Raw genomic sequence first — 26365 nt, forward strand, 5'->3', positions numbered from 1 at the left:
CGCGGCAAGACAAGGGAGTCACCCGATGAGCAAGCCGGATATCCATCTCGTCGACGCCGACCACGAGATCGAGCGTCAATTCCGCCTTGTCATGCGCCGCCTCCCCGGCGGCGTCTGCATCATCACCGCCGGACAGGGCGAGGACATCACCGGCATGACCGTGACCTCGCTGACCTCGCTCAGCGCCAGTCCGCCCCGGCTCCTGGTCAGCATCAACCGGCAGGCCTCGTCGTTCGCACCGATCGCCCGCCATCGGCTGTTTGGCGTCAACATCCTCGGCTCGGACCAGCAGGCCCTGGCCGAGCGCTTCAGCAACAGCCAGCTGAGAGGCCGTGAGCGCTTCGACGGCACCGACTGGACGCATGGAGCCTCCGGCGTGCCGCTGCTGCTGCGGTCGCTTGCCGTCGTCGAATGCCAGGTCGAGGAGATCATCGAGCGGCACTCCCACGGCATCATCGTCGGCCGCCTCTCCAGCATGGAGCTGTCGCATCGGCTATCCGGCCTCACCTACTGGAATGGACAGTATGTCCAGATCGATCACGAAGCCGATCTCGACCTGTTGGCCGAGGTCAGCATTCCCTTGGCGCATGTCCGTTAGGGCAGGAAGGGGCACCGCATGAAGCGCGAAACACCACCACCGTCGCCTCCGTCGTCAGCCGGCACGGTCGGCAGAGCACCGGGTCGCTGGCAGCTCGACCGGATCGTGGCCGAGCTGCGCACGTCGCGCGAGGAGACCCACAGCATCCGGCGCGACGGCGAGCCTCGCCGTGCGCCCTCGCGCGACGCGCTGGAGCTGATCCTCGACGGCCTCACCGAGGCGCTGTTTCCACGTCACTACGGCCAATCGGATCTCGACGGCGAGAACATCGATTATTTCGTCGGCAACACGCTGAGCACGGCGCTGGATTCGCTCAGTGCGCAGATTCATCGCGGCGCATTGTTTGTCGGCGACGAGCTTGAGCCGGGCTTTGTGCAAGAGGAGGCGATCGAACTGACGCGCGGCTTCGCCGCCCAGCTGCCGCAGGTGCGCGGGCTCCTGATCAACGATCTGCGGGCGGCGTTCGTCGGCGATCCGGCGGCACGGAATTTTCCCGAAATCCTGATCGGCTATCCCGGGATGACCGCCATCATCCACCATCGCCTTGCCCACCTGCTCTACCAGATCGGTGCCCGGCTGGTGGCGCGGCTGATGTCGGAGATCGCCCACACCAGGACCGGCATCGATATTCATCCCGGCGCCCGGATCGGCTCGGGCTTCTTCATCGATCACGGCACCGGCGTCGTGATCGGCGAGACCGCCATCATCGGCAACAACGTCCGGGTCTATCAGGCGGTCACGCTCGGCGCGCGGCACTTCCCGACCGACGACGAAGGCCTTGTGATCAAGGGCGACGCGCGTCACCCGATCGTCGAAGACGACGTCGTGATCTATGCCGGCGCAACCATTCTCGGCCGGATCACGATCGGCCGCGGGTCGACCATCGGCGGCAACGTCTGGCTGACCAAGGACGTGCCGCCCAACAGCATTGTGACGCAGGCCACCGCACGAAACAGCTCGAGCGGCGCCTGAGCCGCCCCCTCCGATACACCAAGCAGAACCTGCGAGCACCGACATGAGCAAACGGCAGCTTTCCCTCAACCTCTTCATCTATCCCGGCGGGCATCACGAGGCGGCCTGGCGCTACAAGGGGTCTGCCGCGGATCGCGTCCTCGACGTCACCTACTACCAGGAACTGGCGCAGCGCGCCGAGGCCCAGAAATTCGACGCGATCTTCTTCGCCGACGGACCGGCGCTCGCCGACAATGTCCGCTATGCGCAACGCTTCCGCTTCGAGCCGATCACCTGGCTGGCCGCGATCGCGGTCGCGACCAAACGCATCGGCCTGATCGCGACCGCATCGACGACCTACACCGAGCCGTACAACCTTGCGCGCCTGTTCGCGTCGCTCGATCATCTCAGCGGCGGCCGCGCCGGCTGGAACATCGTCACCACGAGCACGGCGCAGGCGGCGCAGAACTTCGGCCTGCCCGAGCACCCGCCGCATCACGAACGCTACGAGCGGGCGCGGGAATATCTCGATGTCATCACGCGGCTGTGGGACAGTTGGGAAGACGACGCCGTGGTGAACGATCCCGCGTCGGGCGTATTCGCCGACACCGGCAAAATTCACCCGATCGACCACGTCGGAAAGCATTTCCGGGTGCGCGGTCCGCTCAACATCTCGCGGACGCCGCAGGGACGGCCGGTCTATGTCCAGGCCGGCTCGTCCGATGATGGACGCGCCTTTGCCGCGCGCTTTGCCGAGGCGATCTTCACCGCGCATCAGACGCGGGCCAGCGCCCAGGAATTCTATGCCGACATCAAGCGACAGGCCCGCGCTTTCGACCGCAACCCCGACCAGGTCAAGATCCTGCCCGGCATCAGCCCGTTCATCGCCAGCACGCAGGTCGAGGCCGACCGGCTGCAGGACGAGTTCAACGAGCTGATCCAGCCGGAATATTCACTGACCCAGCTGCGCCAGATGATCGGGCTCGACCTCTCCGGCTTCGATCTCGACGGGCCCTTCCCGCGCCATCTGATCGACACCGGCAGCGCCCGCGGGGTGGCGAGCCGCTTCAAGCTCGTGGTCGACATCGTCGATCGCGAGAAGCCGACCATCCGTCAGCTGGTGCAGCGGCTGGCGGGCGCGCGCGGTCACTGGGTGATCGCGGGTCCGCCGGAGAAGATCGCCGACAACATCCAGGCCTGGTTCGAGAATGGCGCGGCCGACGGCTTCAACGTGATGCCGCCCTGGCTGCCTGGCGGCTTCGATCTCTTCGCCGAGCAGGTGGTGCCGATCCTGCGCAAGCGCGGCCTGTTCCGCGACGAGTATGCGCGGCACGACGCTGCGTGACCATTACGGCCTGGACCGGCCGGAAAGCCTGTTCTCCGGATCGATCAAGGCGATCGCCTGACGCGTCCGTGAGTCGCGTTGATATTTGCCCAGAAACCAAGGATTTGACGATTCCAATGACCACCGCGCTTACCCGTTTCCTGTCGGCCCTCGCCACCTTCATCGTGCTGTCCGGCACAGCCCTGCACGCTGAGACATCAGCGAGGTCAGATTTGAAGGTGGGCTTTGTGCCGGGCCCCTACATCGACGAGTTCAAGGTCGGCGTCGCGCCGGAGCTAGAGAAGAAGGGCTACCATATCCGCTATGTCGAGTTCTCGACCGGATTGGAGGCCAACAATGCCGTGTTCAAGGGTGAGATCGACGCCAATGTCATGCAGCACACGATCTTCCTGAACTCCTACAACGAACGGCAGCGGACCGACCTCGTCGGCATCGTCCACGTCCCGACGCCGCCGATGGGACTCTACTCGAAGAAGCACGCGGTGGGCTCGCCGATCAAGCCCGGCTCGACCGTGGCCGTACCCAACGATCCCGTCAATCTGCAGCGCGCGCTCTGGATCCTGCGCGACCTCGGCCTCGTCGAGATCCGCGACTCCAAGCCAGTCGACGTCAGCGAACTCGACGTCATCAAGAATCCCGGCGGCATCAAGATCGTGCCGCTCGAAGCGGCACAAGCGCCCCGCGCACTCGACGACGTCGACTTCGCCGCCATCCAGGGCAACTTCGCGATCTACAGCGGCTTGAAGTTGACCAATGCATTCGCGCTGGAAAAGATGACGACGCCCTATGTCAACGTGGTCGCGGTGAAGAAGGCCAATGCGGATTCTGCGTGGGCGCAGGATATCGTTGCCGGCTACAAATCGCAGACCTTCAAGACCGCGATCCTGTCGGATCGGTTCTATGACGGGTTTACGCTGCCGGATTACCTGAAATGACCGTCCGAGAGTTGTGACGGCCCCGCGAGCAGCCGTTACCCGCCGTAGCGCGGACGTCAGTCGAACTCGACCGGCTCGGCGCCAGGATAGGAATGGGCGACGAACTCGCAGAACGCGCGCGCCGCCGGAGACAGCTTCGCCTCGTTCTTCCAGGCCAGCCCGACATCCATGGTGTGGACATCGTCGTCGAGCGTCTTGAGGTCGATGCGATGTCCCTCCAGCGACCAGGGACGGTAGACCATGTCGGAAAGGATGGTGATGCCCATGCCGGTCGCGACCATGCTGCGAACCGCTTCGACCGACAGGGTGCGGAAGATGACGTTCGGCACATGCGCCGTATGTTGCCAGTAACGCATCGCCGAGCGTTCGGCTTCATCGACTGTCAGCATCAAATAGGGCTCGCTCGCCAGGTCGGACAGCTTGATGCTGTCCTTGCGCAGCAGCGGATGATTGACGCATGTCCACAGCCGGCGCGGCGAGCGCAGCAGCAGCCGCGAGCGAATCGAGTTGCGGTCGTGCAGGTTCGCGATCAGCATGATCGCCGCATCGACGCTGCCGCTGATCAGGCTCTGCTCGATCGCATCGCGTTGAAACTCGTGCAGCCGGACCGTGATGCCCGGAAAGGACCGCCAGAACCGCGACAGCAGCGGCGGCAGGAAATATCCGGCGACGGTGTAGCTCACGGCGACGTCGACCGTGCCGTCAACCTGAGTTCCCCAGCGATGCGGTCCCCGGATCGCATCTGACACGCTCGCCTCGATGGCGCGGGCGCGCTGCAGGAATTCGTGGCCGTCAAAGGTCAGCGTCACGCCATTGGAGTGGCGGTCGAACAGCTTGCGGCCGAGCTCGGCCTCGAGGGCCTTGATCGACGAGGTGACGGCCGACTGCGTCACGCTCAACGCGGCCGCGGCCGCCGAAACGCGGCCGCTCTCCGCCGTCGCAATAAAATGCCGAACCTGACGGAACGTCAGAGACATAAAATTTTCCGATATCAGCGAACGATATTTCGAATTTTACAATCCCCCGACGTAACGGAAAGATCAATCTGTTGGGTGCGGGCGAAAAGGCGTTGAGATGATGGCGGACGGTTTGGAGTTGGTCGCGCGCGATGTCAGCGTCCAATTCGAAGGCCTGAAGGCGCTGTCCGACGTTACACTGGCCGTGCCGCGCGGGCGCATAACCGGGCTGATCGGCCCCAACGGGGCCGGCAAAACCACCCTTATTAATGTGTTGACCGGTTTCCAGCCGGTCGGCGCCGGCACCGTGGAGCTCGAGGGCGAGACCCTCAACGGCATTGCGGCGCACAAATTGCGGCACAAAGGGGTGGCGCGGACGTTCCAGTCGGGTCGACTATTCCGCGACCTGCCGGTCATGGACAACCTGGAAGTGACCGGCGTCGGCCTTGGCCAGGGCCGGCCCGACGCGATCAGCGAAGCCGAGCGGGTCATGGCATGGCTCGGCATTTCGCATCTCGCCAACACCATTGCGGGCGCGCTGCCCTATACGGACGAGCGCCGTGTTGCGATCGGCCGCGCCATCATGTGCACGCCGCGATATCTGCTGCTCGACGAACCGGCGGCGGGAATGTCGGAACTCGAGAGCCACGAGCTCGCCGCCATCATCCGCCGGATCGCGGGCGAGCTCAATGTCGGCGTGCTGCTGATCGAGCACAATATCGGCCTCGTGCTCGAGCTCTGCGAGCGCATCTTCGTGCTCGACTCCGGCGAGGTCATCGAAGTCGGCCCACCGGCCCAGATCCGCGACAGCGACGCGGTGCGGCATGCCTATATGGGCACGCAACGCGACGAGTTGATTGCGCAGGTGACTGCCGAAGTGGCCGTCGCATCATGACCGCCCTCGCCGTCGACGACATCACGGTCAGCTATGGGCGCCTCACGGCGCTCCGCGGCGTGACATTGACCGTCGACGAGGGCGAGATCCTGTTTGTGACCGGCCCGAACGGCGCCGGCAAGTCGACGCTGCTCAACGCCATCGCGGGCGTCGTACCGCCGGGGTCCGGTTCCATCATGATCGATGGCATGGAGATCACGGGTGCCGCGCCCGAGGACATTGCCCGGCGCGGCTTTTCGCTGGTGCCGGAGGGACGCAACGTCTTCGGGGCGCTGACGATCGAGGAAAATCTGAAGGTCGGCACCGGCATGCGGGCCGACCGCAGGAAGATCGACGGCGATCTCGATCGGGTCTACCAGGAATTCCCGATGCTGGCGGAGCGCCGCCACACTCCGGCGGGCATGCTATCCGGCGGCCAGCAGCAGATGCTGGTGATCGGCCGCGCGTTGATGGCGGCGCCCCGCATCATGGCGATCGATGAGCCGTCGCTCGGCCTTGCGCCGAAGATCATCGACCAGGTCTATGAGATCCTGCTGCGGTTGCGGGCCCAGCGCAAGCTCACGCTCCTGATCGTCGAACAGAGCTCGACGCGCGCCTTGATGACGGGCGGACGGATGGTCCTGATCCGCGGCGGACGCATCGTACTCGAAGGCCCCGCGGCCGAGATGGTCAGGGACGATCGCCTGAGGCAGACCTATTTCGGCTTCGGAGATCACTGAGATGCGCGAGCTGCTCCAGATCATCTTCGACGCCCTGAGCCTCGGCAGCCTCTATGCCCTCGGCGCGCTCGGCATCGCCCTGATCTTCGGCGTGATGCGGCTGGTCAATTTCGCCCACGGCGATTTCATCGCCTTTTGCGTCTTCGCCATGCTGTGGCCGTCGATCGATGCGGCAGCGATCGTGTTTGCCGGCCAGCTGCCGTTCTACCTGCTGATCCCGCTTCTGCTCTTGATCGGCGCCGCGCTGTCGATCCTGTCGGAGATCGTCGTGTTCCGCCGCTTCCGCAACGCCAATCCGGCGACGATGATGATCGCATCCTTCGCGCTCGGCTTCGTCATCCGCCATCTCCTGCTGATGCTGTTTTCCAGCCGGCCGAAGTCGATCACGCTGTGGCCGAGCCTCGGCCTGCCGGTCGAGTTCCTCGGCGCCCACATCCCGATGCTCCAGGTTGTGACCATCATCATCACGCTGGCCGTGCTGGTGATCCTCGTTCTGTTCCTCAAGCGCACGCGCTACGGTCTCGAGATGCGCGCGGCCGCCGACAATTTCACCATGGCACGCATGCTCGGGGTTCGCGCCAACGGCGTGATCCTGCTGGCTTTTGCCATCAGCGGCATGCTGGCGGCGGCGATCGGCCTGATCCTGGCGACCAATTCCGGCACCGCCGACATCAGCATGGGCGCCAACGTGATGCTGATCGCGTTCATCGCGACCGTGATCGGCGGCCTCGGCAGCATTCCCGGCGCCGTTGCGGCCGGCTTCCTGATCGGTGCGGCCAGCGTCGTATTCCAGGCGACCCTGCCGCATGATGCCCGTGTGTTCCGCGACGCCTTCGTTTACGGCGCCGTCATCGTCGTCCTTCTGGTGCGACCGCAGGGCCTGTTCGCACCGAAATCCGCTAAGCAGAGGGTCTGATCGATGTCGCAGCGGCCGTCCGTCATCCGGCAAACGATCATCACGCCGATCGTGCTGATCGTGGCGCTGCTCATCATGGCCGCCCTGTCCTATCAATTCGGCAGTCGCGCCTTCAACCGCACCATGGTCGAGATGTTCATCAACATCATGGTGGTGGTCGGGCTCTACGTCTTCGTCGGCAATTCCGGCCTGCTGTCGTTCGGCCATATCAGCTTCATGTGCCTCGGCGCCTATATGACCGCCTGGCTCACCATTCCGCCGGTCATGAAGTCGATCACGCTCAAGGGCCTGCCGACATGGCTGCTCCACACCCAGCTGCCGATGTGGGTGGCAACGCCGATCTCCGGTCTGTTTGCGGCACTGTTCGCGCTGATCGTCGGGCGCGTCATCATGCGCCTGTCGGGCATTGCCGCCTCGATCGCGACCTTCGGCCTGCTCGGCGTCATCAACAACGTTTATTCGAACTGGGACTCGGTGACGGGCGGGCAAGGTTCGATTGTCGGCATTCCGCCCACCATGAACGTCTGGACCGGATGGATCGGTGGCGCGGTGGCGATCGCGATCGCCTATCTCTATTCGATCTCGCGCTCGGGCCTCGCGCTGCGCGCCACCCGCGACGAATCGGTCGCGGCCAGCGCCTCCGGCATTGATATCGTCCGCGAGCGGCTGATCGCCTTCGTCGTCAGCGCCTTCATCATCGGGCTCGCCGGCGCGCTGTATGCGCATTTCCTGAGCATCGTCAATCCCGGCGCATTCTATCTGCGGACCACCTTCATCACGCTGTCGATGCTGGTGGTCGGCGGCATGTACAGCCTCAGCGGAGCCGTCTCGGGCGTGGTCGCGATATCGGTGCTGATCGAGCTGTTCCGCGATCTCGAGAAGGGCGTCAGCCTCGGCGGGCACACCATCGGCCTGCCGAACGGCGTCCAGGAAATCGCAATCGGCATCATCACCATCGCGATCCTGATGTACCTGCCGACGGGATTGACCCGCAACCGGGAGTTCTCCTGGCGTCGATGGCCGTTGCAGCGGCGCCTGACACGGCCGGTCCAGACCGCACTGAAGGAACTGCACTGACGCTTGTTTGTACAACTGGAGGAGTGGGGTTATGCGCATTACGACATTACTTGGCATCTTGGCCGGAGCAGCCACGCTCTGGTTCACACCGGCACAGGCGGCCGACGAGATCGTCGTCGGATTTGCCACTGCGGCATCCGGCTTCATGCAGGCCTACGACAAGCCGGCGCAGGACGCGGCGCTGATCCGGATCGACGAGATCAACAAGGCCGGTGGCCTGCTCGGCAAGAAGATCAAGCCGGTGTTTGCCGACACCAAGACCGACCAGGCCGAAGGCGCCAAGGCCGGTCTTGCGGTGCTCGATCAGGGCGCCGATCTCGTGATCGTCTCCTGCGACTACGATTTCGGCGCGCCCGCGGCGCTGCAGGCGCAAGCCGCCGGCAAGGTTTCCTTCTTCCTTTGCGCCGAGTCGATCAAGGCCGGCATCCCCGGCGTCGGCCCGTTCTCGTTCTCGGCCTCGGTGCTGGCGGCGGTGCAGGGCGCAACGATGTCGGAATGGGCCTACACCAAGAAGAACGCGCGCAGCTTCTATCGGCTGCTTGACAGTTGGACAGTCTACAACAAGGGCATTTGCGACGGCTTCGACTGGATGCTGCCGCGCCTGAAGGAGGCCAAGCTGGTGGGCAGCGATACCTTCAAGAACGACGATGCCTCGATCGCCTCGCAGATCACGCGGATCAAGAGCCTGCCGACGGAACCTGACGCCATCATGCTCTGCACGATGATGCCGGGCGCCGTCTCCGCCATCAAGCAGATCCGCGCCGCCGGTATCAAGTCGATGATCCTCAACGGCTCGGGCGTCGACGGCAGCTACTGGATGAACGCCGTGCCGGACCTGTCGAACTTCTATGTTCCGGTGCAGGGCTCGGTCTATGGCGACGATCCCAACCCGAAGGTCAACGAGTTCAACAAGAAGTACAAGGAGGTCACCGGCGGCGACCCGTCCAGCCAGTACGTCTATCCGGGTTACGTCCTGATCGACGTCTGGGCCAAGGCGGTCGAACGCGCCAAGTCGACCGATGCGGCAGCCGTCGTGGCTGAGCTCGAGAAGATGAACAACGAGGCCACGCTGTTCGGGCCGCGCACCTTCAGCAAGGACATCCACCACCAGAACCAGGGCCGTTACCTGATCGTCGACACCGAGGCCGGCAAGCCGAAAGTGATCGACCAGTGGACGATCTCGGAGAAGATCCCACTCGATTATCTGGTGTCGAAATAAGCCGGCAACGCGCCGCGCCCGGCCGCACCTGCTGCGAACCGGGGCGGCGCAGCCTTCGTACTTTTGCAATGCTGCTGGAAGGAACCAAGGAGATGGTCGTGATCAACTGCGACATGGGCGAGGCCTATGGCCTCTACAAGATGGGCGACGACAAGGCGCTGATGCCCCATATCGACGTCGCGAACGTCGCGTGTGGCTTTCATGCCTCCGACTTCAATCACATGCGCAAGACCGTGCAGCTCGCCAAGCAGTTCGGCGTCAAGGTCGGTGCGCATCCCTCGCTGCCGGATCTCCAGGGATTTGGTCGTCGAGAGATGAAGATCGGCCGCGAGGAGCTGGCCAATTGCCTGCTCTATCAGATCGGCGCGCTCAAGGCGTTCCTCGATGCCGAGAGCATGCCGCTCAATCATATCAAGCCGCACGGCGCGCTCTACGGCATGGCGTCGCGCAACGAGGAGATCGCCGAAGCCATCGCGGACGCCGCTGATGTCTACAAGGTGCCGCTCCTCGGCATGAAGGGAACGCTGCACCAGAAGATCTACGAGCGGCGCGGCCACGCTTTCGTCGCCGAGTATTATGCCGACCTCGACTACAATGGCGACGGCAGCCTGATCATCACCCGCGAGCATGAGGCCAAGGATCCGGCCGACGCCGCTACAAGGTGCGCGAGGGCCGTCAATGAAGGCAAGACGCGCACGGTGGCGGGAAACGATATCGTGGTCGGCGCCGATTCGATCTGCATCCATTCCGACACGCCGAATGCGGTCGCGATCGCGGAGGCCGTCCGCGAGGCGGTCCGTCCCTATCTCACCGCGCGCTGAACGGTCGCGGCAACGAACCAAAGATTCTCAAAGAGGAAACCATGGCCACCCAGCAGATCTTCTCGCCGCTCCCGGGCATCTTCTATCGCAAGCCCGCACCCGACAAGCCGGTCTACAAGAACGACGGCGACGTCGTCGCCGAGAGCGACACGATCGGGCTTATTGAGGTGATGAAATCGTTCAACGAGGTGAAGGCCGGCGTCACCGGCAAGATCATCGGCTTCCTGGTCGAGAACGAGGACGCCGTGATGGCCGGCCAGCCGATCGCCGAAATCGACGTCTAGGGCATTCCGACCAGCCATGGCGATCAAGAAGCTCCTCATAGCCAATCGCGGCGAGATCGCGGTGCGCATCATTCGCGCAGCGCGCGATCTCGGCATTGCAACCGTCCAGGTCTACAGCAAGGCCGACAAGGACTCGCTCGCGGTCCGGCTCGCCGACGAAGCGATCGATATCGGTCCGCCGCAGGCGTCGAAATCGTATCTCAACCAGGCGGCTATCCTCGCCGCGGCGCAGAGCACCGGCGCCGATGCCATCCATCCCGGCTACGGCTTCCTGGCCGAGAATGCCGAGTTCGCGGCCGCGGTCGAAGCGGCCGGACTGGTCTTCGTCGGCCCGACCGCGCAATCGATCCGGCTGATGGGTGACAAGGTCGCGGCACGCAAGGCCGCCGCCGCGGCCGGCGTGCCAACGGTCCCCGGCAGCGAGGGACGGCTGGAGTCGGCGGACGCAGCCTTCGCGCTGGTCGAGACAACCGGTTTCCCCGTCATGATCAAGGCCGCCGCTGGCGGTGGCGGGCGCGGCATTCGCATCGCGCGCTCCACGGAGGAATTCCATCATCTGATGCCGCAGGCGCAGGCCGAGGCGCTCGCGGCGTTTGGCGATGGCGGGCTCTACGTCGAGAAGCTGATCGAAGGCGCGCGGCATATCGAGGTCCAGGTGCTGGGCGACGGCCGCGACGTGATCCATTGCTTCGAGCGTGAATGCTCGTTGCAGCGGCGCCGCCAGAAGGTCTGGGAAGAGGCCCCCTCGCCCTCGCTCACCCAGGCCGTGCGCGAAAAGCTCTGCACCTCCGCCGTGGCGCTGGCCAAGGCGGTCCATTACCGCGGCGCCGGGACGCTTGAATATCTCTACGACGAAACGACCGGCGAATTCTACTTCCTGGAAATGAACACCCGCATCCAAGTCGAGCATCCCGTCACCGAAATGATCACCGGCATCGACCTCGTGCGCGAGATGATCCGGATCGCCGGCGGCGAGCCGTTGCGCATCCGTCAGGACGAGGTGCGCGTCAGCGGCCATTCGATCGAGGTCCGCATCAATGCCGAGGACCCGGCCAGGAATTTCCTGCCCAATCCGGGCACGGTGAGCGGGCTCGGCGTGCCCGGCGGCGACGGCGTGCGCTTCGATAGCATGCTCTATCAGGGCTACACGGTGCCTCCGTTCTACGACAGCCTGCTCGGCAAGCTGATCGTGCACGACAAGGACCGGCCGAGCGCCATCGCCAAGCTCGAGCGCGCGCTGGCCGGGCTCGATGTCGACGGCATTTTCACGACCAAGCCGCTGCATCAGGCACTGGCGCGCGACGCCGACGTCAAGGCCGGACGCTTCCACACGGCGTGGCTCGAGCCGTGGCTGGAGTCCCATGCCGCAGCCCTTGCCACCACCCCACCGCCATCGGCCGCAAAGGCCGCCTCATGATCACGAGACAATCCGCCCCGCCAGCAACAGGAGGCCGCTAGTCATGCAAACCCGATTTTCCTTCGGCGGCGACGAGCACATCTTCGCCGAGGTCGGCGAGGCGATGTCGCTCGAGGCCTTTTTCAAGAGCCTCTTCATCACCAATGCGGTGCGCGACGCCAAGATCAAGGGCGTCACGGAAATCTGTCCGGCTAACGCGTCCTATCAGGTCAAGTTCGATCCCGACCAGATCAAGCCCGACGATCTGCTTGCCGAGCTGAAGCGGCTGGATTCCGCATCCGAGAAATCGGAGCCGGTGATCAAGACGCGGATCATCGAGATTCCCGTGCTCTACAACGATCCCTGGACGCACGAGACCCTGATGCGCTTCCGCGAGCGGCATCAGAATCCCGAAGGCACCGACCTCGAATACGCCGCGCGCATCAACGGCCTCGACAGCGTCGACGCCTTCATCAAGGCGCATTCCAGCGCGCCCTGGTTCGTCTCGATGGTCGGTTTCGTCGCCGGACTTCCGTTCCTCTACCAGATGGTCGAGCGCAAGCGGCAACTGCAAGCCCCGAAATATCTTCGCCCGCGCACCGACACGCCGAAACTCACTGTCGGGCATGGCGGCTGCTTCAGCTGCATCTACTCGGTGCGCGGCGCCGGCGGCTATCAGATGTTCGGCATCACGCCGATGCCGATCTACGATCCCAACCAGAGCATCAGCTATCTGCGCGACTTCATGTGCCTGTTCAAACCGGGCGACATCGTGAAGTGGAAGCCGATCGACCGGCCGGCCTATGACGCCGCGGTCGCCGACGTCGACGCCGGGCGTTTTGCTCCAATCATCCGTGATGTCTCGTTCTCGCTGACCGAGTTCAACCGCGACATCGATGGCTACAACAGCAAGCTCGATGGAGTTCTCCATGGCCGTTAAGGTTTTGAAGCCGGGTCTTGCCACCACCGTGCAGGACCTCGGACGTCCCGGCTATTATCACATCGGCATTCCGCTCTCCGGCGGCATGGACCGTCACGCACTGGTCGCAGCCAACCTCCTGGTCGGCAACGAGGCGGGCGCGGCGGTGCTCGAAGCCGTGTTCATGGGACCCGAGCTCGAGTTCACCGAGGACGCGATCGTCGCAGTCACCGGCGCGGAGCTGCCGCCGAAGCTCGACGGCGAGCCGCGCGAGACCTGGACCAGCTTCAGGGTGAAGCGCGGCCAGATTCTCTCCTTCGACTTCCTCAAGCAGGGCGCGCGCGGCTACATCGCCGTCGCCGGCGGCATCGATGTGCCCGTGGTGCTCGGCTCGCGCTCGACCTATGCGCTCGGCGCGCTCGGCGGGTTCAAGGGCCGCAAGCTCGAGGCCGGCGACGAGCTGCCGGTCGGCAGGGCGGCTGCGACCATCAAGGACGGCCGCGTTGTTGCCAGGGAATTGCGCGGACAACCGGCGGGAATGCCTACGGAACTGCGCGCCATGCCTGGCCTCTATTGGCACCGCATCACCGAGGCGGCCGGCACGGGGTTCTTCTCCGACACCTGGAAGGTCGCGCCGGAAGCGGACCGGATCGGCTACCGCTTCAAGGGCGGCAAGCCGCTCGAATTCGTTCCGCGCGAACCGCCGTTCGGCGCGGGCTCCGATCCATCCAACATCACCGACGCCTGCTATCCTTACGGCTCGATCCAGGTTCCCGGCGGCACCGAGCCGATCGTGCTGCATCGTGATGCCGTCTCCGGCGGCGGCTACTTCATGGTCGGCACCGTGATTGCCGCCGATATGGATCTGATCGGCCAGTTGCAACCCAACACGCCGGTGAAATTCGTCAAGGTCGACATGAACGAGGCGCTCGCGGCCCGCAAAAGCCGCTCGGAGTTGCTCGGCAGGCTGCACAGCGCACTGGCATAATCGCCAGTCAACTGCCCTGTTCGCCAACGCCCGCGGTCATCGATCGGTGACCGCGCATGGTGACGTCCTGCGCTTCTGCCGTCGGTTGCGGCCTCTCACGTCTGAAATCGGCATCACTGCGATTTCCCGGCCTGTCGGCACGAGAGTTGCAATGAATACCGATGGGCTGAGGAACACCGCTCATGGGTTAGGCAACATCGGAACAACCGCGATGTCCGTTTCTCTGAAACAAATCCGCTACTTTGTCGCCGCCGCCGAGACCGGGCGGATCAGCCAGGCGGCGATCGACCTCAATGTCTCGCAATCCGCGGTCACCGCGGCCATTCAGCAGCTCGAAGCGACCGTCTGCGCGCGCCTGCTGGAACGCACGCCGAACGGCGTGACCGTCACCATGGAGGGCAGCCGGTTCCTGTCACAGGGCCGTCAAATCCTCGCCACCGTCGCCGAAGCGGTGCGCAGCACGCAGATGTCCGCCGGGCCCTTGTTCGGGACGATCCGCATCGGCGTCACCTATACCGTGTCGGGCTACTTCCTGCCGCGCCATCAGAAGCGCTTCCAGGCGAGTTTCCCGGGCATCACGATCGAGCTGTTCGAAGCACCGCGCGACGTGCTCGAACGCGCGCTGGTCGATGGCGCGCTCGATCTCGCGGTGATGCTGGTTTCCAATTTGCGCGATAACGCCAAACTCACCAGCGAGACGTTGCTGCGATCACCACGCCGGCTGTGGCTCGCGCCGGAACATCCGCTGACCCGCGCCGAGCGGGTTCATCTCGCCGAGATCGCGACCTATCCGTACGTCATGCTCACCGTCGACGAGGCCAAGCACACCTCGATGCGCTACTGGAGCAACGCCTCGCTCGAGCCGAAGACGATCTTCCGCACGTCCTCAGTCGAAGCCGTGCGCTCGATGGTCGCCGGCGGCATGGGGATCGCCATCCTCTCCGACCTGATCTACCGGCCCTGGTCGCTGGAAGGGCAGCGGATCGAGACCCGCGTCGTCGAGGACGAGGTGCCCAGCATGGACATCGGCCTGGCCTGGCGTCGCGACACTAAGCCGTCGGACGCCGCGATGGCATTCCGCGATTTCATGCGCTTTGCGGTTGCCGGCGTGGGCCCGGGCCGACCGCCGGTCAGCATCGACCACCGGCACCAGGCCGAGGAGGCAATCGAAATCTAGAATACCTGTTTCCGTTTTATTCGACTTGACGCGATCCGGCAGTCCTCGCCAAACTTTGTCCGGGGACACGACGACCGGAGGCTCAGCCGGCGGCGGGGAGTGAGAGATGCAAGTCACCTACACCACCAACGACATCCCGTTGCAGAGCCGCCGCCAGTACTGGCAGGAGGTGGTGTCGCGAACCTATTACTCGCTCGACCTGCGCTTCCCGAGCACACGCGACTTCAATGCGCGCCTCGGCGCCTGGTCGATGGGTCCCCTGTCGGTCTCGCGCAACATCGCCAATGGCCTGCTGTACAAGCGCCATGAGCGGCACCTCCTGAGCGAGCGGGAGGAATCCTTCCTGATCACGGTGCCCGAACTTGCCGAAATCCGCTTCGAGCAGGACGGCAAGGTCGTGCACTGCCGTCCCGGCGCATTCCTGATCGAGCGCAGCCACTTGCCCTACGAGTTCAGCCATCAGGATCCGACGGCGCTGTGGTGCCTGAAGATCCCGAGCGCCGTGCTGCGCGCCCGCATCAGCCGCCCCGAGCGCCTTGCCACGCTGCAATTCGACGCCAGCCGCAGCGTCGGCGCGCTGTTCGTCGACACGCTGCGGCTCTCCGCCGAGCGCATCGAGGAAATGGACGAGACGGCGCGCGCGATGATGGGCAAGCACCTGATCGAACTGCTTGCGATGGCCATCGAATCCGACGACCGCGTGCTGACCGGCCATTCGTCCTCGGTGCGCAACGGCCATCTGCTGCGCTGCGAGCAGTTCATTCGCACGCGCCTCGACGACATGCGGCTGACGCCGCAGATGATCGCCGATGGCTGCGGCATTTCGCTGCGCTATCTGCACCAGATCTTCGAGGGCGAAGGCCTGACCGTCTGCGCCTATATCCGCAACCAGCGGCTTTCGATGTGCGACGCCCTGCTGCGCGATGCGAGCTGCCGCAAGAGCATTTCGGAAATCGCCTATCAATGGGGCTTTGCCGACCAGGCGCAGTTCAGCCGCAACTATCGGAGCCGGTTCGGCTGCACCCCGAGCGAGGCACGCGCCACCTCGCGCACCGCCAATGCCTGACGGCGGCATCGGCCTCCGCCTGATCGTTTCCTAGGCAAACCGCAGCCGCTCCGGGCACGGATGCCCCCGTGCAGGCAATCCGAATCTTCTGAATAATAGAATTATGCCACTGATTTGCCCGACATGTCAAGTTGCGGCGTCGAGTGCCGGCACGCCGCCGGCTCCTTTGCATGGGGTTGTTTTCGATGTTTTGCAGTGCGCCCCTGCGCGCGGCGGGCTATATGCGATAGCCCTGCCCCCGGTGCGGGTGCGCTCTCTCGCACAAATCTTCCTGCGCTCAGCGTCAAGAAGACAAGCCGCCGCTCTGCCTAAGATCGGCGAAACGCTTGTTCGAAAGGAAGACGCATGGTGCAGGACCTTCGTGTTGCTGTCGATGTCGGTGGCACGTTCACCGACATCTGCATTATGGACGAGACCACCGGTCTCATCCGCATCGAAAAGACCTCCTCCACGCGCGATCCGATCGACGGCATCATGGGCGGCGTGTCCAAGGCCGGGATCGACCTGTCCAGGGTGGCGCTGTTCTCGCACGGCACGACGGTTGCCACCAACGCGCTGATCACGCGCCGCCTGCCGCGCACCGCCGTCGTTACCACCAAAGGGTTCCGCGACGTCATCGAGATCCGCCGCGCCAACAAGGAAGACCTCTGGGACACCTACAAGGACGTGGTCCGACCCTATGTGCCGCGACGCGACCGTCTGACCGTCCCCGAGCGCGTCGATGCCGCAGGCACCGTGATCGAGCCGCTCGACGTCGACGCCGCGCGCAACGTCGCCCGCATCCTGAAGCGTCGCGGCGTCGCCGCGGTCGCCGTCTGTTTCATGAACGCCTATCTCAACGGCACCAACGAGCGCGCCATGCGCGACATCCTGCTGGCGGAAATGCCCGATATTCCGATCTCGATCTCCTCGCAGGTGCTTCCCGAGATCTTCGAGCACGAGCGGTTCTCGACCACGGTGGCCAATGCCGTCGTGAGCCCGGTCGTCGTCACCTACACGAGCCGGCTTGGCGAGCGCCTGGCGCAGGAAGGCTACAGCCGCGATCTGCTGCTGCTGCACACCGGCGGCGGCGTGATGACGCCGGCAAGCGTCAAGGATTTTGCGGCGCGCCTGGCCGGCTCCGGCATCGCCGCGGGCGCCATCGCCAGCCGCTATATCGCCGGCCTCTGCGGCTTTCCGAACTCGATCGGCCTCGACATGGGCGGCACCTCCACCGACGTGTCGCTGGCTTATGAGGGGCAGTCGCGCATCACCAAGGACTGGCACATCGAATTCGGCTATCCGATCCGCTTTGCCTCGATCGAAGTGCTCACCATCGGCGCCGGCGGCGGCTCGCTGGCGTGGACGGATCCGGCCGGTTCGCTGCGCAACGGCCCGCAATCGGCCGGCGCGCACCCGGGACCGGCCTGCTATGGCAACGGCAACACGCAGCCGACCAACACCGACGCCAATGTGACGCTGGGGCGCCTCGGCACCGATCTCGCCGGCGGCAAGGTCAAGCTCGACCCCGCATTGGCCGCGCAGGCAGTCGAAGACGGCGTTGCCAAGCCGTTCGGCCTCGGCCTGCATGAGGCCGCGGACGCGATCGTCAAGGTCGCCAATGCCAACATGTCGGATGCGGTGCGGCTGATCTCGATCAGCCGCGGCTACGATCCGCGCGACTTTGCGTTGGTCGCGTTCGGCGGCGCCGGCGCCCTGCATGGCGTCGATGTCGCGCGCGAGCTGGCGATTCCCGTCGTGATCGTGCCGCCCAATCCCGGCGTGACCTCCGCGCTCGGATGCCTGCTTGTCGACGTGCAGCACGATTTCTCGCAGAGCTGCATGGTCGATGCGGCCGACGCCGACGCTGCCGAGATCGAGGCGCAATTCGCCGAGCTCGAGAAAGCGGCGCTGGCACGTCTGACCCATGAGGGCGTCGCCCAGCAGGACATCGTGCTGCAGCGGTCGATCGACATGATGTATCGCGGCCAGTGGCGTTCGCTCGCGGTGAACGCGCTGCGTCCGATCGCAGCGATTTCCGATCTGGTGCAAAGCTTCCACGCCGAACACCAGCGCGAATACAACTTCCGCCGCGACAGCGCGCCGGTCAGCTTCTTCCGCCTCAATCTGAAGGCCGTGGGCGTGGTGCCCAAGGCCGAGTTCGCCATTCACACGCCGACTGGCGCTAGCCCCGGGCCGGTCAGCCGCCGCAGGGTCTGGTTCGAGGGCAGCGGGCTCGATACGCCCGTCTATCAGCGCGACGACCTGCCCTGCGGCTTCTCCTTTCAAGGCCCCGCGATCATCGAGCAGGTCGATGCCACCACCGTCGTGCCGCCCGGTGCCAGCGCCGAGGTCGACAAATATCTCAACATCATCATCCGCGTGAAGGAGTGAGCCATGACCGGAGCTCTCCCGCTCGACCCCGTGACCTTCGAGGTTCTGAAAAACTCCTTCATCACCAGCGTCGACCAGATGGGCGAGCAGGTGTTGCGGACCTGCTACTCCTTCGTGATCTACAACCGCGATTTCTCGAGCGCGCTACATGACGCCAATGGCGAATGCGCCGCGCAAGGCAACCAGGATATCGCCGTCCACGTCGGCACGCTGCATTTCACCTGCAAGGACGTCATGCGCCATTTCGAGGGCGACATGCATGAAGGCGACGTCTTCGCCATCAACGACCCCTATGCCGGCGGCACGCACTTCTCCGACGTGCGGCTCATCCGTCCGATCTTCGCCGACGGCAAGATCATCGCTTTCAGCCAGTCCAACGGACACTGGTCTGATGTCGGCGGCAGCGTGCCGGGATCGTTCGACGTCGCCGCCCGCGAGATGTTCCGCGAGGGCCTGCGCATCACGCCGGTCCGCCTGTTCGACAAAAATGGGCTGCGCAAGGATGTCGCGCATCTGATCGCCTCCAACACACGCGATCCGGCCTCGATCATCGGCGACATCCAGGCCCAGGCCGAGGCGACGGCGGTTTGCGAACGCGAGATCCTGCGCCTGGTCGGCAAATACGGCCGCGATACCGTCGAGACCGGGCTCGCCGCCGTGCAGGACTATGTCGAGCGCTCGGCGCGCCAGCGCATCGCAGCACTCCCCGACGGCGAATGGGAGACGGTCGACTTCATCGACCGCGACCCGGCCGGCGGCGAAGGCATGATCCCGATCCGCATCAAGCTGACGATCAAGGGCGACCGCGCGATCTACGACTTCACCGGCAGCCATCCGACCATCGGCTCGATCTACAACTCGGCGTTCGGCGCGACGTTTTCCGCCGTCGCCGCCGGCATGAAGACCTTCTTCCCGGATCTGCCGCTCAATTCCGGCTTCTACCGCTGCTTCGAGATCATCGCGCCCGAAGGCTCGATCGTCGACGCCAAATGGCCGATCGCGGTCACCGGCTTTCTGATGCCGTTCGAGAAGATCATGAACTCGATCTACGAAATGTGGTCGAAGCTGATGCCGGAGCGCGCACTCGCCTGCGCCTTCAATCTCGAATATCTGCTCACCGGCGGCCTCGATGCGCGCAGCTCCGACAAGCCGATCTTCATGTTCTACGACTGGCTGCCCGGCGGCTGGGGCGGACGCAACGGCAAGGACGGCAGCAACGTCACGACCGCCTGCTTCGGCACCGGGTTGATGTCGCAACCGGTCGAGGGCCAGGAGCGCGCCAATCCGATCCTGACCACCGAATGCGAGATCCTCAGGGACTCGCCCGGCCCCGGCAAATGGCGCGGCGGCGCTGGCGTCATGAAGACGTCGCGGATGCTGCAGGCCGAGAAGACCGTGATCTCCTATATCTGCGACCGCGAGCGCGCCATCGTGTGGGGCATCGAGGGTGGCTTGCCGTCGATGCCGCACGGCCTCACCTTGAAGCGCGCGGGCAGCACGGCCGAGGAACGGCTCGGCTCGATCTTCTCGGATGTGCCGATCGGCGAAGGCGACGTCTTCTCGCGTCCGACTGCCGGCGGCGGCGGCTTTGGCGACCCGCTGGAGCGCGATCCGAACCTCGTGATCGAGGACATCAAGGACGATTATGTCTCGGTCGCGCGCGCCGCCAAGGACTACGGCGTCGTGGTGCACACCATCGACGCCGAGCTCTGCAATTACGAGGTCGACAAGGTCGCGACCGCGGCGCTGCGCGCAAAAATCCGCGCCGAGCGCGTTGCCAATGTCCGGCTCGATCCCGAGCAGGTGGCGCAGCGCTACCGGAGCGGCGAGATCGACGCGCTCGACGTGATCCGCAGCCACGCGGTGATCCTCGACTGGGGCACCGGCGCCTTGCTTCCCGAGTCCACCCGTCAATTCCGCGAGGCATTCGAGCGGCGCTCGGTCGCGATGTGGAGACCGGGCTAATTGCCATCGACGTCCGCGCCGCCATCAGCGGCGCGGACCGTCTATCGAGAGAGGATTCGAAATCACCGCCCCCTGCAAATTCATTCGAACCATGAGGATTGCGCTATGACGACGATCACGACGTGCCTTTCTCCCAACCGACAACGGCCGATCCGCTCCGTGCTCGGCATCGCCGCCGGCCTCGCGCTTGCCAGCGCCACCACTCCGGCACTGGCGGCAGCCGAGACGCCCTGGTTTCCAATGAAGGTTTATGACACCTCATCCGGGACACCGAAGCCGGCCGAATACACGCCGCTGCCGAAGGCCGAGAAGCCCTACAAGCTCTGTGTGCTGTTTCCGCACATGAAGGACAGTTTCTGGGTCGCGGTCGCCTACGGCATCGTGAAACAGGCCGAGACGATGAACGTCAACATGAACCTCTACGAGGCCGGAGGTTACGAGAACCTGCCCAAGCAGCTGTCGCAATTCGATGACTGCATGGCGAGCGGACCGGACGCGATCATCGTCGGCGCGATCTCCGGCGCGGGCCTCAGCAAGAAGTTCGAGGAGGCCAAGGCCAAGGGCGTGCCGGTGGTCGGGGTCACCAACCCGCTGCCGCCCAACGCGCTGCCTGCGGCCAACTATGTCGACTTCGTCGCCATGGGCGAGGTCACCGGCGACGGCCTGCTGGCGCAGACCAAGCCCGGCGACAAGCTCAACATCGTGACGTTCCCCGGTCCGGCCGGCTCGGGCTGGGCGGAGTCGTTCAATGAGGGGTTCAAAAAGGCGGTCGCCAAGAACCCGAACGCCAAGATCCTGGCTGAGAAGTTCGGCGACTCCGGCGTCGCCGTGCAGCTTCAGCTGATTCAGGACGCGTTGCAGGCCTATCCCGGCATGAACGTGATCTGGGGTACCGCGCCGACCGCCGAGGCCGCCATCGGCGCGGTGGCCGAGGCCGGCCGAAGCGATCTGAAGATCGTGTCGTCCTACGAGAACCAGGCCATGCTCGACGCGCTGAACCGCGGCGACATCCTCGCCTTCGCAACCCAATATCCGGTCGGCGAAGGCGCTATCGCCATCGACCAGGCGGTGCGTCTCATCGAGAAGAAGCCGGTCATGAGCCTGGTCCAGCCGGTGGCCGCAGTGATCGACAAGACCACCGTGCCGAAATTGCAGATGGATCTCGTGCTGGCGCCGGCAAGCTGGACGCCGGTCTACTCGGTCAAGGCCAAATAACTGATCAAGTAACTGCTCAAGTAAGCCGGCCTAAGGCGGGAGCAACGCCCTCGCCTTCGCCCACGACCCACCCCACGGAGAAGCGGATGGACGTCGAGATCGCCCCGAAGCCGGCCGAGCCTCTGCTGCGATTGCGGGGGATATCGAAGCGATTCACCGGCGTCCGTGCGCTCGACCGCGTCGACCTCGATGTCCACGCCGGCGAACTTCACGTGCTGTTCGGCGAGAACGGCGCTGGCAAGTCGACCCTGATCAACGTCATATCGGGTACCTTTCCACCCGACGAAGGCACCTTCCATTTCGGCGGCGAGCAGATCCACCATCTGACGCCGCAACGGGCCCGCGAGATCGGCATCAGTCCGGTGTTTCAGGAATTCTCGCTGATCCCGAGTCTTACCGTCGAAGAGAACCTGTTCCTTGGCCGCGAGATCACCCATGGCGGGGTGCTGCGCTCACGCGAGATGCGCAAGCGCGCCAGGGCGCTGATCGACGAGCTCGGCTTCGACCTCGATCCGTCGCAACGGGTCGATGACCTCTCCCGCGCGCACCAGCAGATGGCCGAGATCGCCAAGGCGTTGCTCGGCCGTGTCCGCCTTTTGATCCTCGACGAGCCGACCGCCTCGTTGACCGAGCGCGAGACGGGACGGCTGTTCGAGCTGATCGCGCGCCTGAAGAGCCAGAATGTCGGGCTGATCTACGTCTCGCACCGCATGCGCGAGATCCGCGCGCTTGCCGACCGCGTCACGGTGCTGCGCGACGGCCGTCATATCCAGACCCTCGACGCGGCGGGGTCGACGGACGGCGAACTGGTGGAATTGATGACCGGCCGCAAGATCGACCTGCTGTTTCCGACCATCGCGCATCGCCCCGACAAGGTGATGGTCGACATCGAAGGCCTGACGCTCGCCGACGGCAGCGTGCAGGAGGTGAATTTCCATGCCTGCGCCGGCGAGATCACCGGCATCGCGGGTCTCGTCGGCTGCGGCAAGTCGGAGTTGATCCGCGCGATCTACGGCATCGAACCCGCGGCGGCGGGCGTGATCCGGATCGACGGCTTGCCTTACGAATTTCCGACGCCCAGGCGAAGCCTCAAACGCGGCATCGCCTATTTCCCTGCCAACCGGATCGCCGAGGGCCTCGCGCTGTCGCGACCGATCCGCGAGAACGCGTCGATGACCGGGCTCGATTTGCCCGCCTTCGCCCGCTTCGGCATCTTGCGGCAAGCCGCCGAGCGCATGACGATTTCGGGCATCATGGAGCAGCTGCAGCTACGGCCGTTGAACATCGAACGCAGCGCCGGCGCATTGTCCGGCGGCAACCGCCAGAAGGTGATGCTGGGACGCGCGCTGACGCGCGAACTGACCGTGTTCCTGTTCGACGAGCCGAGCGTCGGGATCGACGTCGGCGCCAAGCTCGAAGTCTACGAATTCATGAAGCGCCTGATCGAGGTCGGCGCCGCCGTGATCGTGGTGTCGTCGGAATTGCCGGAGGTGCTGGCGCTGTCGAACCGGCTCTACGTCATGCATCACGGCCGCATCGCCGCCGAACTCAAGGGAGCCGAGAAGACCGAGCAGAACGTGCTGTCGAGCTTCTTCCGCGATCACCTCACCGCGGAGGTCGCATGACTACGGCGCTGGTCACCGCCAATCCGCATGGCACGCTCAACCTGCGATCAATCGCCAGCCGGATCGGATTCTTGCCGGCTTTGCTGGTGATGCTCGTGGCCGGCATGTCGGCGGTCGATCCGCAGTTCTACGGCATCATCAACATCCTCAACATCCTGCGCAACGCCTCCCTGCTCGCGATCGTCGCCTGCGGCCAGGCATTGGTCATCATCGCCGGCGGCTTCGATCTTTCGGTCGGCGCTGTCGTCGCGCTGGCGAGCGTCGTCACCGCAAAAGCCATGGCGGCGACGGCTAACGCGTTTCCCGGCAACAACGCCCTGATCATTGCAAGCGGTGTTGTCACCGGGCTCGGCTCGGGGGCCGTGGTCGGGCTCGTCAACGGCTTCTGTGTGGCAAAGCTCAAGGTCTCCGGCTTCGTGGTGACGCTCGGCACGATGTCGGCGACGGCGGGCGTCGGCTTGATGATCACCAATGGCATCCCGATCTACGGCATGCCGGAGAGCTTCGTGAAAGGCTTTGGCCGCGCCCAGGCGCTCGGACTGCCGACCGCGGTGCATGTCGCGCTGATCGTGATCCTCGTGATGGTGTTCGCACAGCGGCGCACCCTGTTCGGCCGTTACGTCTACGCGATCGGCGGCAATGTCGATGCCGCCGTGGTGTCGGGCGTGACGATTCAGCGCCATATCGTCGGCACCTACGTCGTCTCAAGCGTGCTTGCGGCATTGACCGGCATCCTGCTGACCGCGCAGGTCGGCTCCGGCCAGGCCAGCTTCGGCGGCGACCGGATGATGCTGCAGTCGATCGCTGCCGCCGTGATCGGCGGCGTCAGCCTGCGCGGCGGCCTCGGGCGCGTCGAGATTGTCGCCGTCAGTGCGCTGTTCCTGACGATCCTCGGCAACGCACTCAACCTGCTGCACGTCGACTCCCGCCTTCAGCCGGTCTTCCTCGGCGTCATCATGGTCGCAGCCGTGGCGCTCGACGAACTCAGCCGACGGAGCAAGCCGCGTGTCTGATCTCGAATTGGCTGTCGGTGCCAAGGACCCCGATCGCCCGCAACTGACGGTGAGCCGCCGGTTCTGGAGCGCGATCCTGCCGGTTGCCCTGGTGGTGCTGCTGCTCGGCTTTGCTACGGTCGACCACGGCGTGCTGTCATCGGCCAACCTGCTCAACATCGCGCAGCAAACCAGTTACCTCGCCCTGTTCGCGATGGCGCAGACCGTCGTCATCCTGACCCGCGGCTTCGACCTCGCCCTTGGCCCCACCGTATCGATGGTCAGCGTCGGCACTGCGCTGGCGATGGCCGGCGCCACCGCGTCGGGCCATGGCGCGGCTGCCGTGCTGCTCGCCGGGCTCGCGGCCGGTTTCGCGCTCGGCATCGCGTGCGGCCTGTTCAACGGCGTGGTCATCGCGCTGCTCGGGGTCAATCCGTTCGTCGCGACGCTCGGCAGCTACAATATCGCGATCGGGATCGCGACCACCCTTTCGTCCGGACGTCCGGTGCAGGGCGTGCCGCCGCTGTTCTCGCAGATCTTCTACGGCGGCAGCCTGTTCGGTGTGCCGGCGGCGATCGCGATCACCGTTGCGATCGGCGTCTTGCTTCATCTGTTGCTGGCGCGCACCGTGTTCGGCCGCTCGCTTTACCTGATCGGCACCAACCCGCGCGCCGCGGCGGTCGCCGGCCTGCCGGTCAAGCGCATTCTGGTCGCGACCTATGTGCTGTGCTCGGGACTAGCCGCGCTGGGCGCGATCATGATGACGGCGCGGACCGGCTCGGGCGAACCGAACCTCGGCGGCGCGCTCTCGCTGCAGGCGATCGCCGGCGCCGTGGTCGGCGGAACCAGCCTGGCAGGCGGTCGCGGCGGGGTCGGCACCGCCGTGCTCGGTGCGCTGTTCATCACCATTCTCTCCAACGGCATGAACCTCACCCGGATCGACGGATACGTCCAGATGGTCGTGCTCGGCGCGATCGTCATCATCGGCGTCCTGCTGGATCGCCTGCGGCAGGAGCGACGCCAATGATGTCGGGATCACCCGTCCAGAACAGCGCAGTCGGGACACGCGATGCGTCGACATCGATTTACGTCGCCCCCTCGCTCACCGCTGCGCTCGATGCGCTGAGTGAACACGGTGCAGCCGGCGCCCCCTTCGCCGGCGGCACTTGGATCATGCGGTCGCCGCTCCGGCACCAGCCGCTCAAGACGCATTACGTCGCTATCGGAAGAATAGCCGAGATGACGGCGGTCCGGATCGGCAGCGATGCCATCGAGATCGGCGCGGCCGTCACGCATGCCGCCTTGGCGGCGGCCCTCGCCGGTCATCCGGAGTTGGCCGGCCTCGCAGCGGCGGCCGGACACTCTGCCAATCCCGCGATCCGCGCGATGGCAACGATCGGCGGCAACCTTGCGACATCGGAATTTGCGGCGGCAGATTGCGTGCCGGCGCTGCTCTGTCTCGATGCCGATGTCGAGATCTCCGACCGGGGCGGTCGCGAGTATCTCAGCCTGACGGATTTCCTCAATATCAGGTCAACGCTCGCGCCCGGCCGCCTGGTGACACGGATCATCCTGCCCCGGATCGAGCGCAAGACGGCCCATGTCCGGCTGCCGCTGCGCAGATCAGGCGACTACCCGGTCGCCATCGTCAGCATGTCGGTCAGCCTCGATGCGGCAAGCCGTGTCCAGGCCGCGCGGATCGCCGTCGGCTCGATCGAGGCAACCGCGCGGCGATGGCCACGGCTGGAAGCGGCGCTGCTCGGACGTCCACTCGACGCCGCAGAAGCCGCTCGGGGAGCGGCCGAACTGAGCGACGAGTTCGCCGGCCGCGACAGCGTCGATGCGCCGGCCTGGTATCGCGTCAGCGTGCTGCCCGGCCTCGTCCGCCGCGCGGCGATCGCGGCGCTCAGCTCCTGAACCCGCGGGGATCGAC

23 protein-coding genes and 1 pseudogene are annotated in these 26365 nt (G+C 65.1%); 23 read left to right on the forward strand and 1 reads right to left on the reverse strand.

Annotation, left to right across the window (positions count from 1 at the left end; translation table 11 throughout):
• Window positions 1-25: 25 nt before the first annotated feature.
• From ACVIW0_RS30190 to ACVIW0_RS30205, 4 genes and pseudogenes are all read left to right on the forward strand, one after another.
• Complete coding sequence (locus ACVIW0_RS30190) at window positions 26-598, forward strand: flavin reductase family protein (protein ID WP_461355663.1); 573 nt, start codon at window positions 26-28, stop codon at window positions 596-598.
• Between the two features lie 18 nt (window positions 599-616).
• Window positions 617-1570, forward strand: a complete 954-nt coding sequence (gene epsC, locus ACVIW0_RS30195) for a serine O-acetyltransferase EpsC (RefSeq protein ID WP_456798890.1) — start codon at window positions 617-619, stop codon at window positions 1568-1570.
• Between the two features lie 43 nt (window positions 1571-1613).
• Window positions 1614-2955 (forward strand): annotated as a pseudogene (locus ACVIW0_RS30200) (LLM class flavin-dependent oxidoreductase).
• A gap of 55 nt (window positions 2956-3010) precedes the next feature.
• Window positions 3011-3829: a MetQ/NlpA family ABC transporter substrate-binding protein gene (locus ACVIW0_RS30205; protein WP_461355664.1), complete on the forward strand. Its 819-nt coding sequence runs from the start codon at window positions 3011-3013 to the stop codon at window positions 3827-3829.
• 56 nt (window positions 3830-3885) lie between these two features.
• Here the strand turns inward: ACVIW0_RS30205 and ACVIW0_RS30210 are convergent, their stop codons facing one another.
• Entirely contained in the window at window positions 3886-4806 is a 921-nt protein-coding gene (locus tag ACVIW0_RS30210) for a LysR substrate-binding domain-containing protein (RefSeq protein WP_461355665.1), read from the reverse strand.
• Between the two features lie 100 nt (window positions 4807-4906).
• Between ACVIW0_RS30210 and ACVIW0_RS30215 the strand changes: the two genes are divergently transcribed.
• The 19 genes from ACVIW0_RS30215 (at window position 4907) to ACVIW0_RS30305 (ending at window position 26349) form a co-directional block, all read left to right on the forward strand.
• The gene (locus tag ACVIW0_RS30215) at window positions 4907-5680 is read left to right on the forward strand and encodes an ABC transporter ATP-binding protein (RefSeq protein ID WP_461355666.1); all 774 of its coding nucleotides are present in this window, start codon (window positions 4907-4909) and stop codon (window positions 5678-5680) included.
• Entirely contained in the window at window positions 5677-6399 is a 723-nt protein-coding gene (locus ACVIW0_RS30220; protein ID WP_461355667.1) for an ABC transporter ATP-binding protein, read from the forward strand. The genes ACVIW0_RS30215 and ACVIW0_RS30220 overlap by 4 nt, the downstream gene beginning before the upstream one ends.
• Before the next feature lies 1 nt (window position 6400).
• The gene (locus tag ACVIW0_RS30225; protein ID WP_461355668.1) at window positions 6401-7315 is read left to right on the forward strand and encodes a branched-chain amino acid ABC transporter permease; all 915 of its coding nucleotides are present in this window, start codon (window positions 6401-6403) and stop codon (window positions 7313-7315) included.
• Window positions 7316-7318: 3 nt separating this feature from the next.
• Complete coding sequence (locus ACVIW0_RS30230) at window positions 7319-8392, forward strand: branched-chain amino acid ABC transporter permease (RefSeq protein ID WP_461355669.1); 1074 nt, start codon at window positions 7319-7321, stop codon at window positions 8390-8392.
• Between the two features lie 31 nt (window positions 8393-8423).
• Entirely contained in the window at window positions 8424-9611 is a 1188-nt protein-coding gene (locus ACVIW0_RS30235; protein WP_461355670.1) for an ABC transporter substrate-binding protein, read from the forward strand.
• 92 nt (window positions 9612-9703) lie between these two features.
• Complete coding sequence (gene pxpA / locus ACVIW0_RS30240) at window positions 9704-10432, forward strand: 5-oxoprolinase subunit PxpA (protein WP_461355671.1); 729 nt, start codon at window positions 9704-9706, stop codon at window positions 10430-10432.
• A 41-nt stretch (window positions 10433-10473) separates the two neighbouring features.
• Window positions 10474-10716: an acetyl-CoA carboxylase gene (locus tag ACVIW0_RS30245; protein ID WP_456798898.1), complete on the forward strand. Its 243-nt coding sequence runs from the start codon at window positions 10474-10476 to the stop codon at window positions 10714-10716.
• A gap of 16 nt (window positions 10717-10732) precedes the next feature.
• On the forward strand, window positions 10733-12133 hold the full coding sequence (locus ACVIW0_RS30250; RefSeq protein ID WP_461355672.1) for an acetyl-CoA carboxylase biotin carboxylase subunit: 1401 nt from the start codon (window positions 10733-10735) through the stop codon (window positions 12131-12133).
• A gap of 43 nt (window positions 12134-12176) precedes the next feature.
• Window positions 12177-13052: a 5-oxoprolinase subunit B family protein gene (locus ACVIW0_RS30255; protein ID WP_461355673.1), complete on the forward strand. Its 876-nt coding sequence runs from the start codon at window positions 12177-12179 to the stop codon at window positions 13050-13052.
• Window positions 13042-14019 (forward strand): 5-oxoprolinase subunit C family protein, encoded by a 978-nt coding sequence (locus ACVIW0_RS30260; RefSeq protein WP_461355674.1) that lies wholly within the window; start codon window positions 13042-13044, stop codon window positions 14017-14019. The genes ACVIW0_RS30255 and ACVIW0_RS30260 overlap by 11 nt, the downstream gene beginning before the upstream one ends.
• Window positions 14020-14230: 211 nt before the next feature.
• Window positions 14231-15196: a LysR family transcriptional regulator gene (locus ACVIW0_RS30265; protein WP_461355675.1), complete on the forward strand. Its 966-nt coding sequence runs from the start codon at window positions 14231-14233 to the stop codon at window positions 15194-15196.
• 106 nt (window positions 15197-15302) lie between these two features.
• Complete coding sequence (locus ACVIW0_RS30270) at window positions 15303-16262, forward strand: AraC-like ligand-binding domain-containing protein (RefSeq protein WP_461355676.1); 960 nt, start codon at window positions 15303-15305, stop codon at window positions 16260-16262.
• 348 nt (window positions 16263-16610) lie between these two features.
• Window positions 16611-18635, forward strand: coding sequence for a hydantoinase/oxoprolinase family protein (locus ACVIW0_RS30275; protein ID WP_461357472.1), 2025 nt, complete (start codon window positions 16611-16613; stop codon window positions 18633-18635).
• 3 nt (window positions 18636-18638) lie between these two features.
• Window positions 18639-20600 carry a hydantoinase B/oxoprolinase family protein gene (locus ACVIW0_RS30280; protein ID WP_461355677.1) on the forward strand — a complete coding sequence of 654 codons (1962 nt, stop codon included), beginning with the start codon at window positions 18639-18641 and terminating at the stop codon, window positions 20598-20600.
• A 105-nt stretch (window positions 20601-20705) separates the two neighbouring features.
• Window positions 20706-21815 carry a TMAO reductase system periplasmic protein TorT gene (torT, locus tag ACVIW0_RS30285; RefSeq protein ID WP_461355678.1) on the forward strand — a complete coding sequence of 370 codons (1110 nt, stop codon included), beginning with the start codon at window positions 20706-20708 and terminating at the stop codon, window positions 21813-21815.
• Between the two features lie 86 nt (window positions 21816-21901).
• Complete coding sequence (locus tag ACVIW0_RS30290; protein WP_461355679.1) at window positions 21902-23440, forward strand: sugar ABC transporter ATP-binding protein; 1539 nt, start codon at window positions 21902-21904, stop codon at window positions 23438-23440.
• Entirely contained in the window at window positions 23437-24453 is a 1017-nt protein-coding gene (locus tag ACVIW0_RS30295) for an ABC transporter permease (RefSeq protein ID WP_461355680.1), read from the forward strand. The genes ACVIW0_RS30290 and ACVIW0_RS30295 overlap by 4 nt, the downstream gene beginning before the upstream one ends.
• Entirely contained in the window at window positions 24446-25459 is a 1014-nt protein-coding gene (locus ACVIW0_RS30300) for an ABC transporter permease (RefSeq protein ID WP_461355681.1), read from the forward strand. The genes ACVIW0_RS30295 and ACVIW0_RS30300 overlap by 8 nt, the downstream gene beginning before the upstream one ends.
• Window positions 25456-26349 carry an FAD binding domain-containing protein gene (locus ACVIW0_RS30305; protein ID WP_461355682.1) on the forward strand — a complete coding sequence of 298 codons (894 nt, stop codon included), beginning with the start codon at window positions 25456-25458 and terminating at the stop codon, window positions 26347-26349. The genes ACVIW0_RS30300 and ACVIW0_RS30305 overlap by 4 nt, the downstream gene beginning before the upstream one ends.
• Window positions 26350-26365 lie beyond the last annotated feature (16 nt).

The organism is Bradyrhizobium sp. USDA 4454 (assembly GCF_054822705.1).

Bases quoted from the DNA above. Each gene is read 5' to 3' on its own strand.
- ACVIW0_RS30245 (WP_456798898.1), top strand. From the start codon at position 10,474: ATGGCCACCCAGCAGATCTTCTCGCCGCTCCCGGGCATCTTCTATCGC.
- ACVIW0_RS30260 (WP_461355674.1), top strand. From the start codon at position 13,042: ATGGCCGTTAAGGTTTTGAAGCCGGGTCTTGCCACCACCGTGCAGGAC.
- ACVIW0_RS30225 (WP_461355668.1), top strand. From the start codon at position 6,401: ATGCGCGAGCTGCTCCAGATCATCTTCGACGCCCTGAGCCTCGGCAGC.
- ACVIW0_RS30280 (WP_461355677.1), top strand. From the start codon at position 18,639: ATGACCGGAGCTCTCCCGCTCGACCCCGTGACCTTCGAGGTTCTGAAA.
- ACVIW0_RS30235 (WP_461355670.1), top strand. From the start codon at position 8,424: ATGCGCATTACGACATTACTTGGCATCTTGGCCGGAGCAGCCACGCTC.
- ACVIW0_RS30190 (WP_461355663.1), top strand. From the start codon at position 26: ATGAGCAAGCCGGATATCCATCTCGTCGACGCCGACCACGAGATCGAG.
- ACVIW0_RS30255 (WP_461355673.1), top strand. From the start codon at position 12,177: ATGCAAACCCGATTTTCCTTCGGCGGCGACGAGCACATCTTCGCCGAG.
- ACVIW0_RS30290 (WP_461355679.1), top strand. From the start codon at position 21,902: ATGGACGTCGAGATCGCCCCGAAGCCGGCCGAGCCTCTGCTGCGATTG.
- ACVIW0_RS30250 (WP_461355672.1), top strand. From the start codon at position 10,733: ATGGCGATCAAGAAGCTCCTCATAGCCAATCGCGGCGAGATCGCGGTG.
- ACVIW0_RS30295 (WP_461355680.1), top strand. From the start codon at position 23,437: ATGACTACGGCGCTGGTCACCGCCAATCCGCATGGCACGCTCAACCTG.
- ACVIW0_RS30265 (WP_461355675.1), top strand. From the start codon at position 14,231: ATGTCCGTTTCTCTGAAACAAATCCGCTACTTTGTCGCCGCCGCCGAG.
- ACVIW0_RS30210 (WP_461355665.1), bottom strand. From the start codon at position 4,806: ATGTCTCTGACGTTCCGTCAGGTTCGGCATTTTATTGCGACGGCGGAG.
- pxpA (WP_461355671.1), top strand. From the start codon at position 9,704: ATGGTCGTGATCAACTGCGACATGGGCGAGGCCTATGGCCTCTACAAG.
- ACVIW0_RS30230 (WP_461355669.1), top strand. From the start codon at position 7,319: ATGTCGCAGCGGCCGTCCGTCATCCGGCAAACGATCATCACGCCGATC.
- ACVIW0_RS30205 (WP_461355664.1), top strand. From the start codon at position 3,011: ATGACCACCGCGCTTACCCGTTTCCTGTCGGCCCTCGCCACCTTCATC.
- torT (WP_461355678.1), top strand. From the start codon at position 20,706: ATGACGACGATCACGACGTGCCTTTCTCCCAACCGACAACGGCCGATC.
- ACVIW0_RS30270 (WP_461355676.1), top strand. From the start codon at position 15,303: ATGCAAGTCACCTACACCACCAACGACATCCCGTTGCAGAGCCGCCGC.
- epsC (WP_456798890.1), top strand. From the start codon at position 617: ATGAAGCGCGAAACACCACCACCGTCGCCTCCGTCGTCAGCCGGCACG.
- ACVIW0_RS30305 (WP_461355682.1), top strand. From the start codon at position 25,456: ATGATGTCGGGATCACCCGTCCAGAACAGCGCAGTCGGGACACGCGAT.
- ACVIW0_RS30215 (WP_461355666.1), top strand. From the start codon at position 4,907: ATGGCGGACGGTTTGGAGTTGGTCGCGCGCGATGTCAGCGTCCAATTC.
- ACVIW0_RS30220 (WP_461355667.1), top strand. From the start codon at position 5,677: ATGACCGCCCTCGCCGTCGACGACATCACGGTCAGCTATGGGCGCCTC.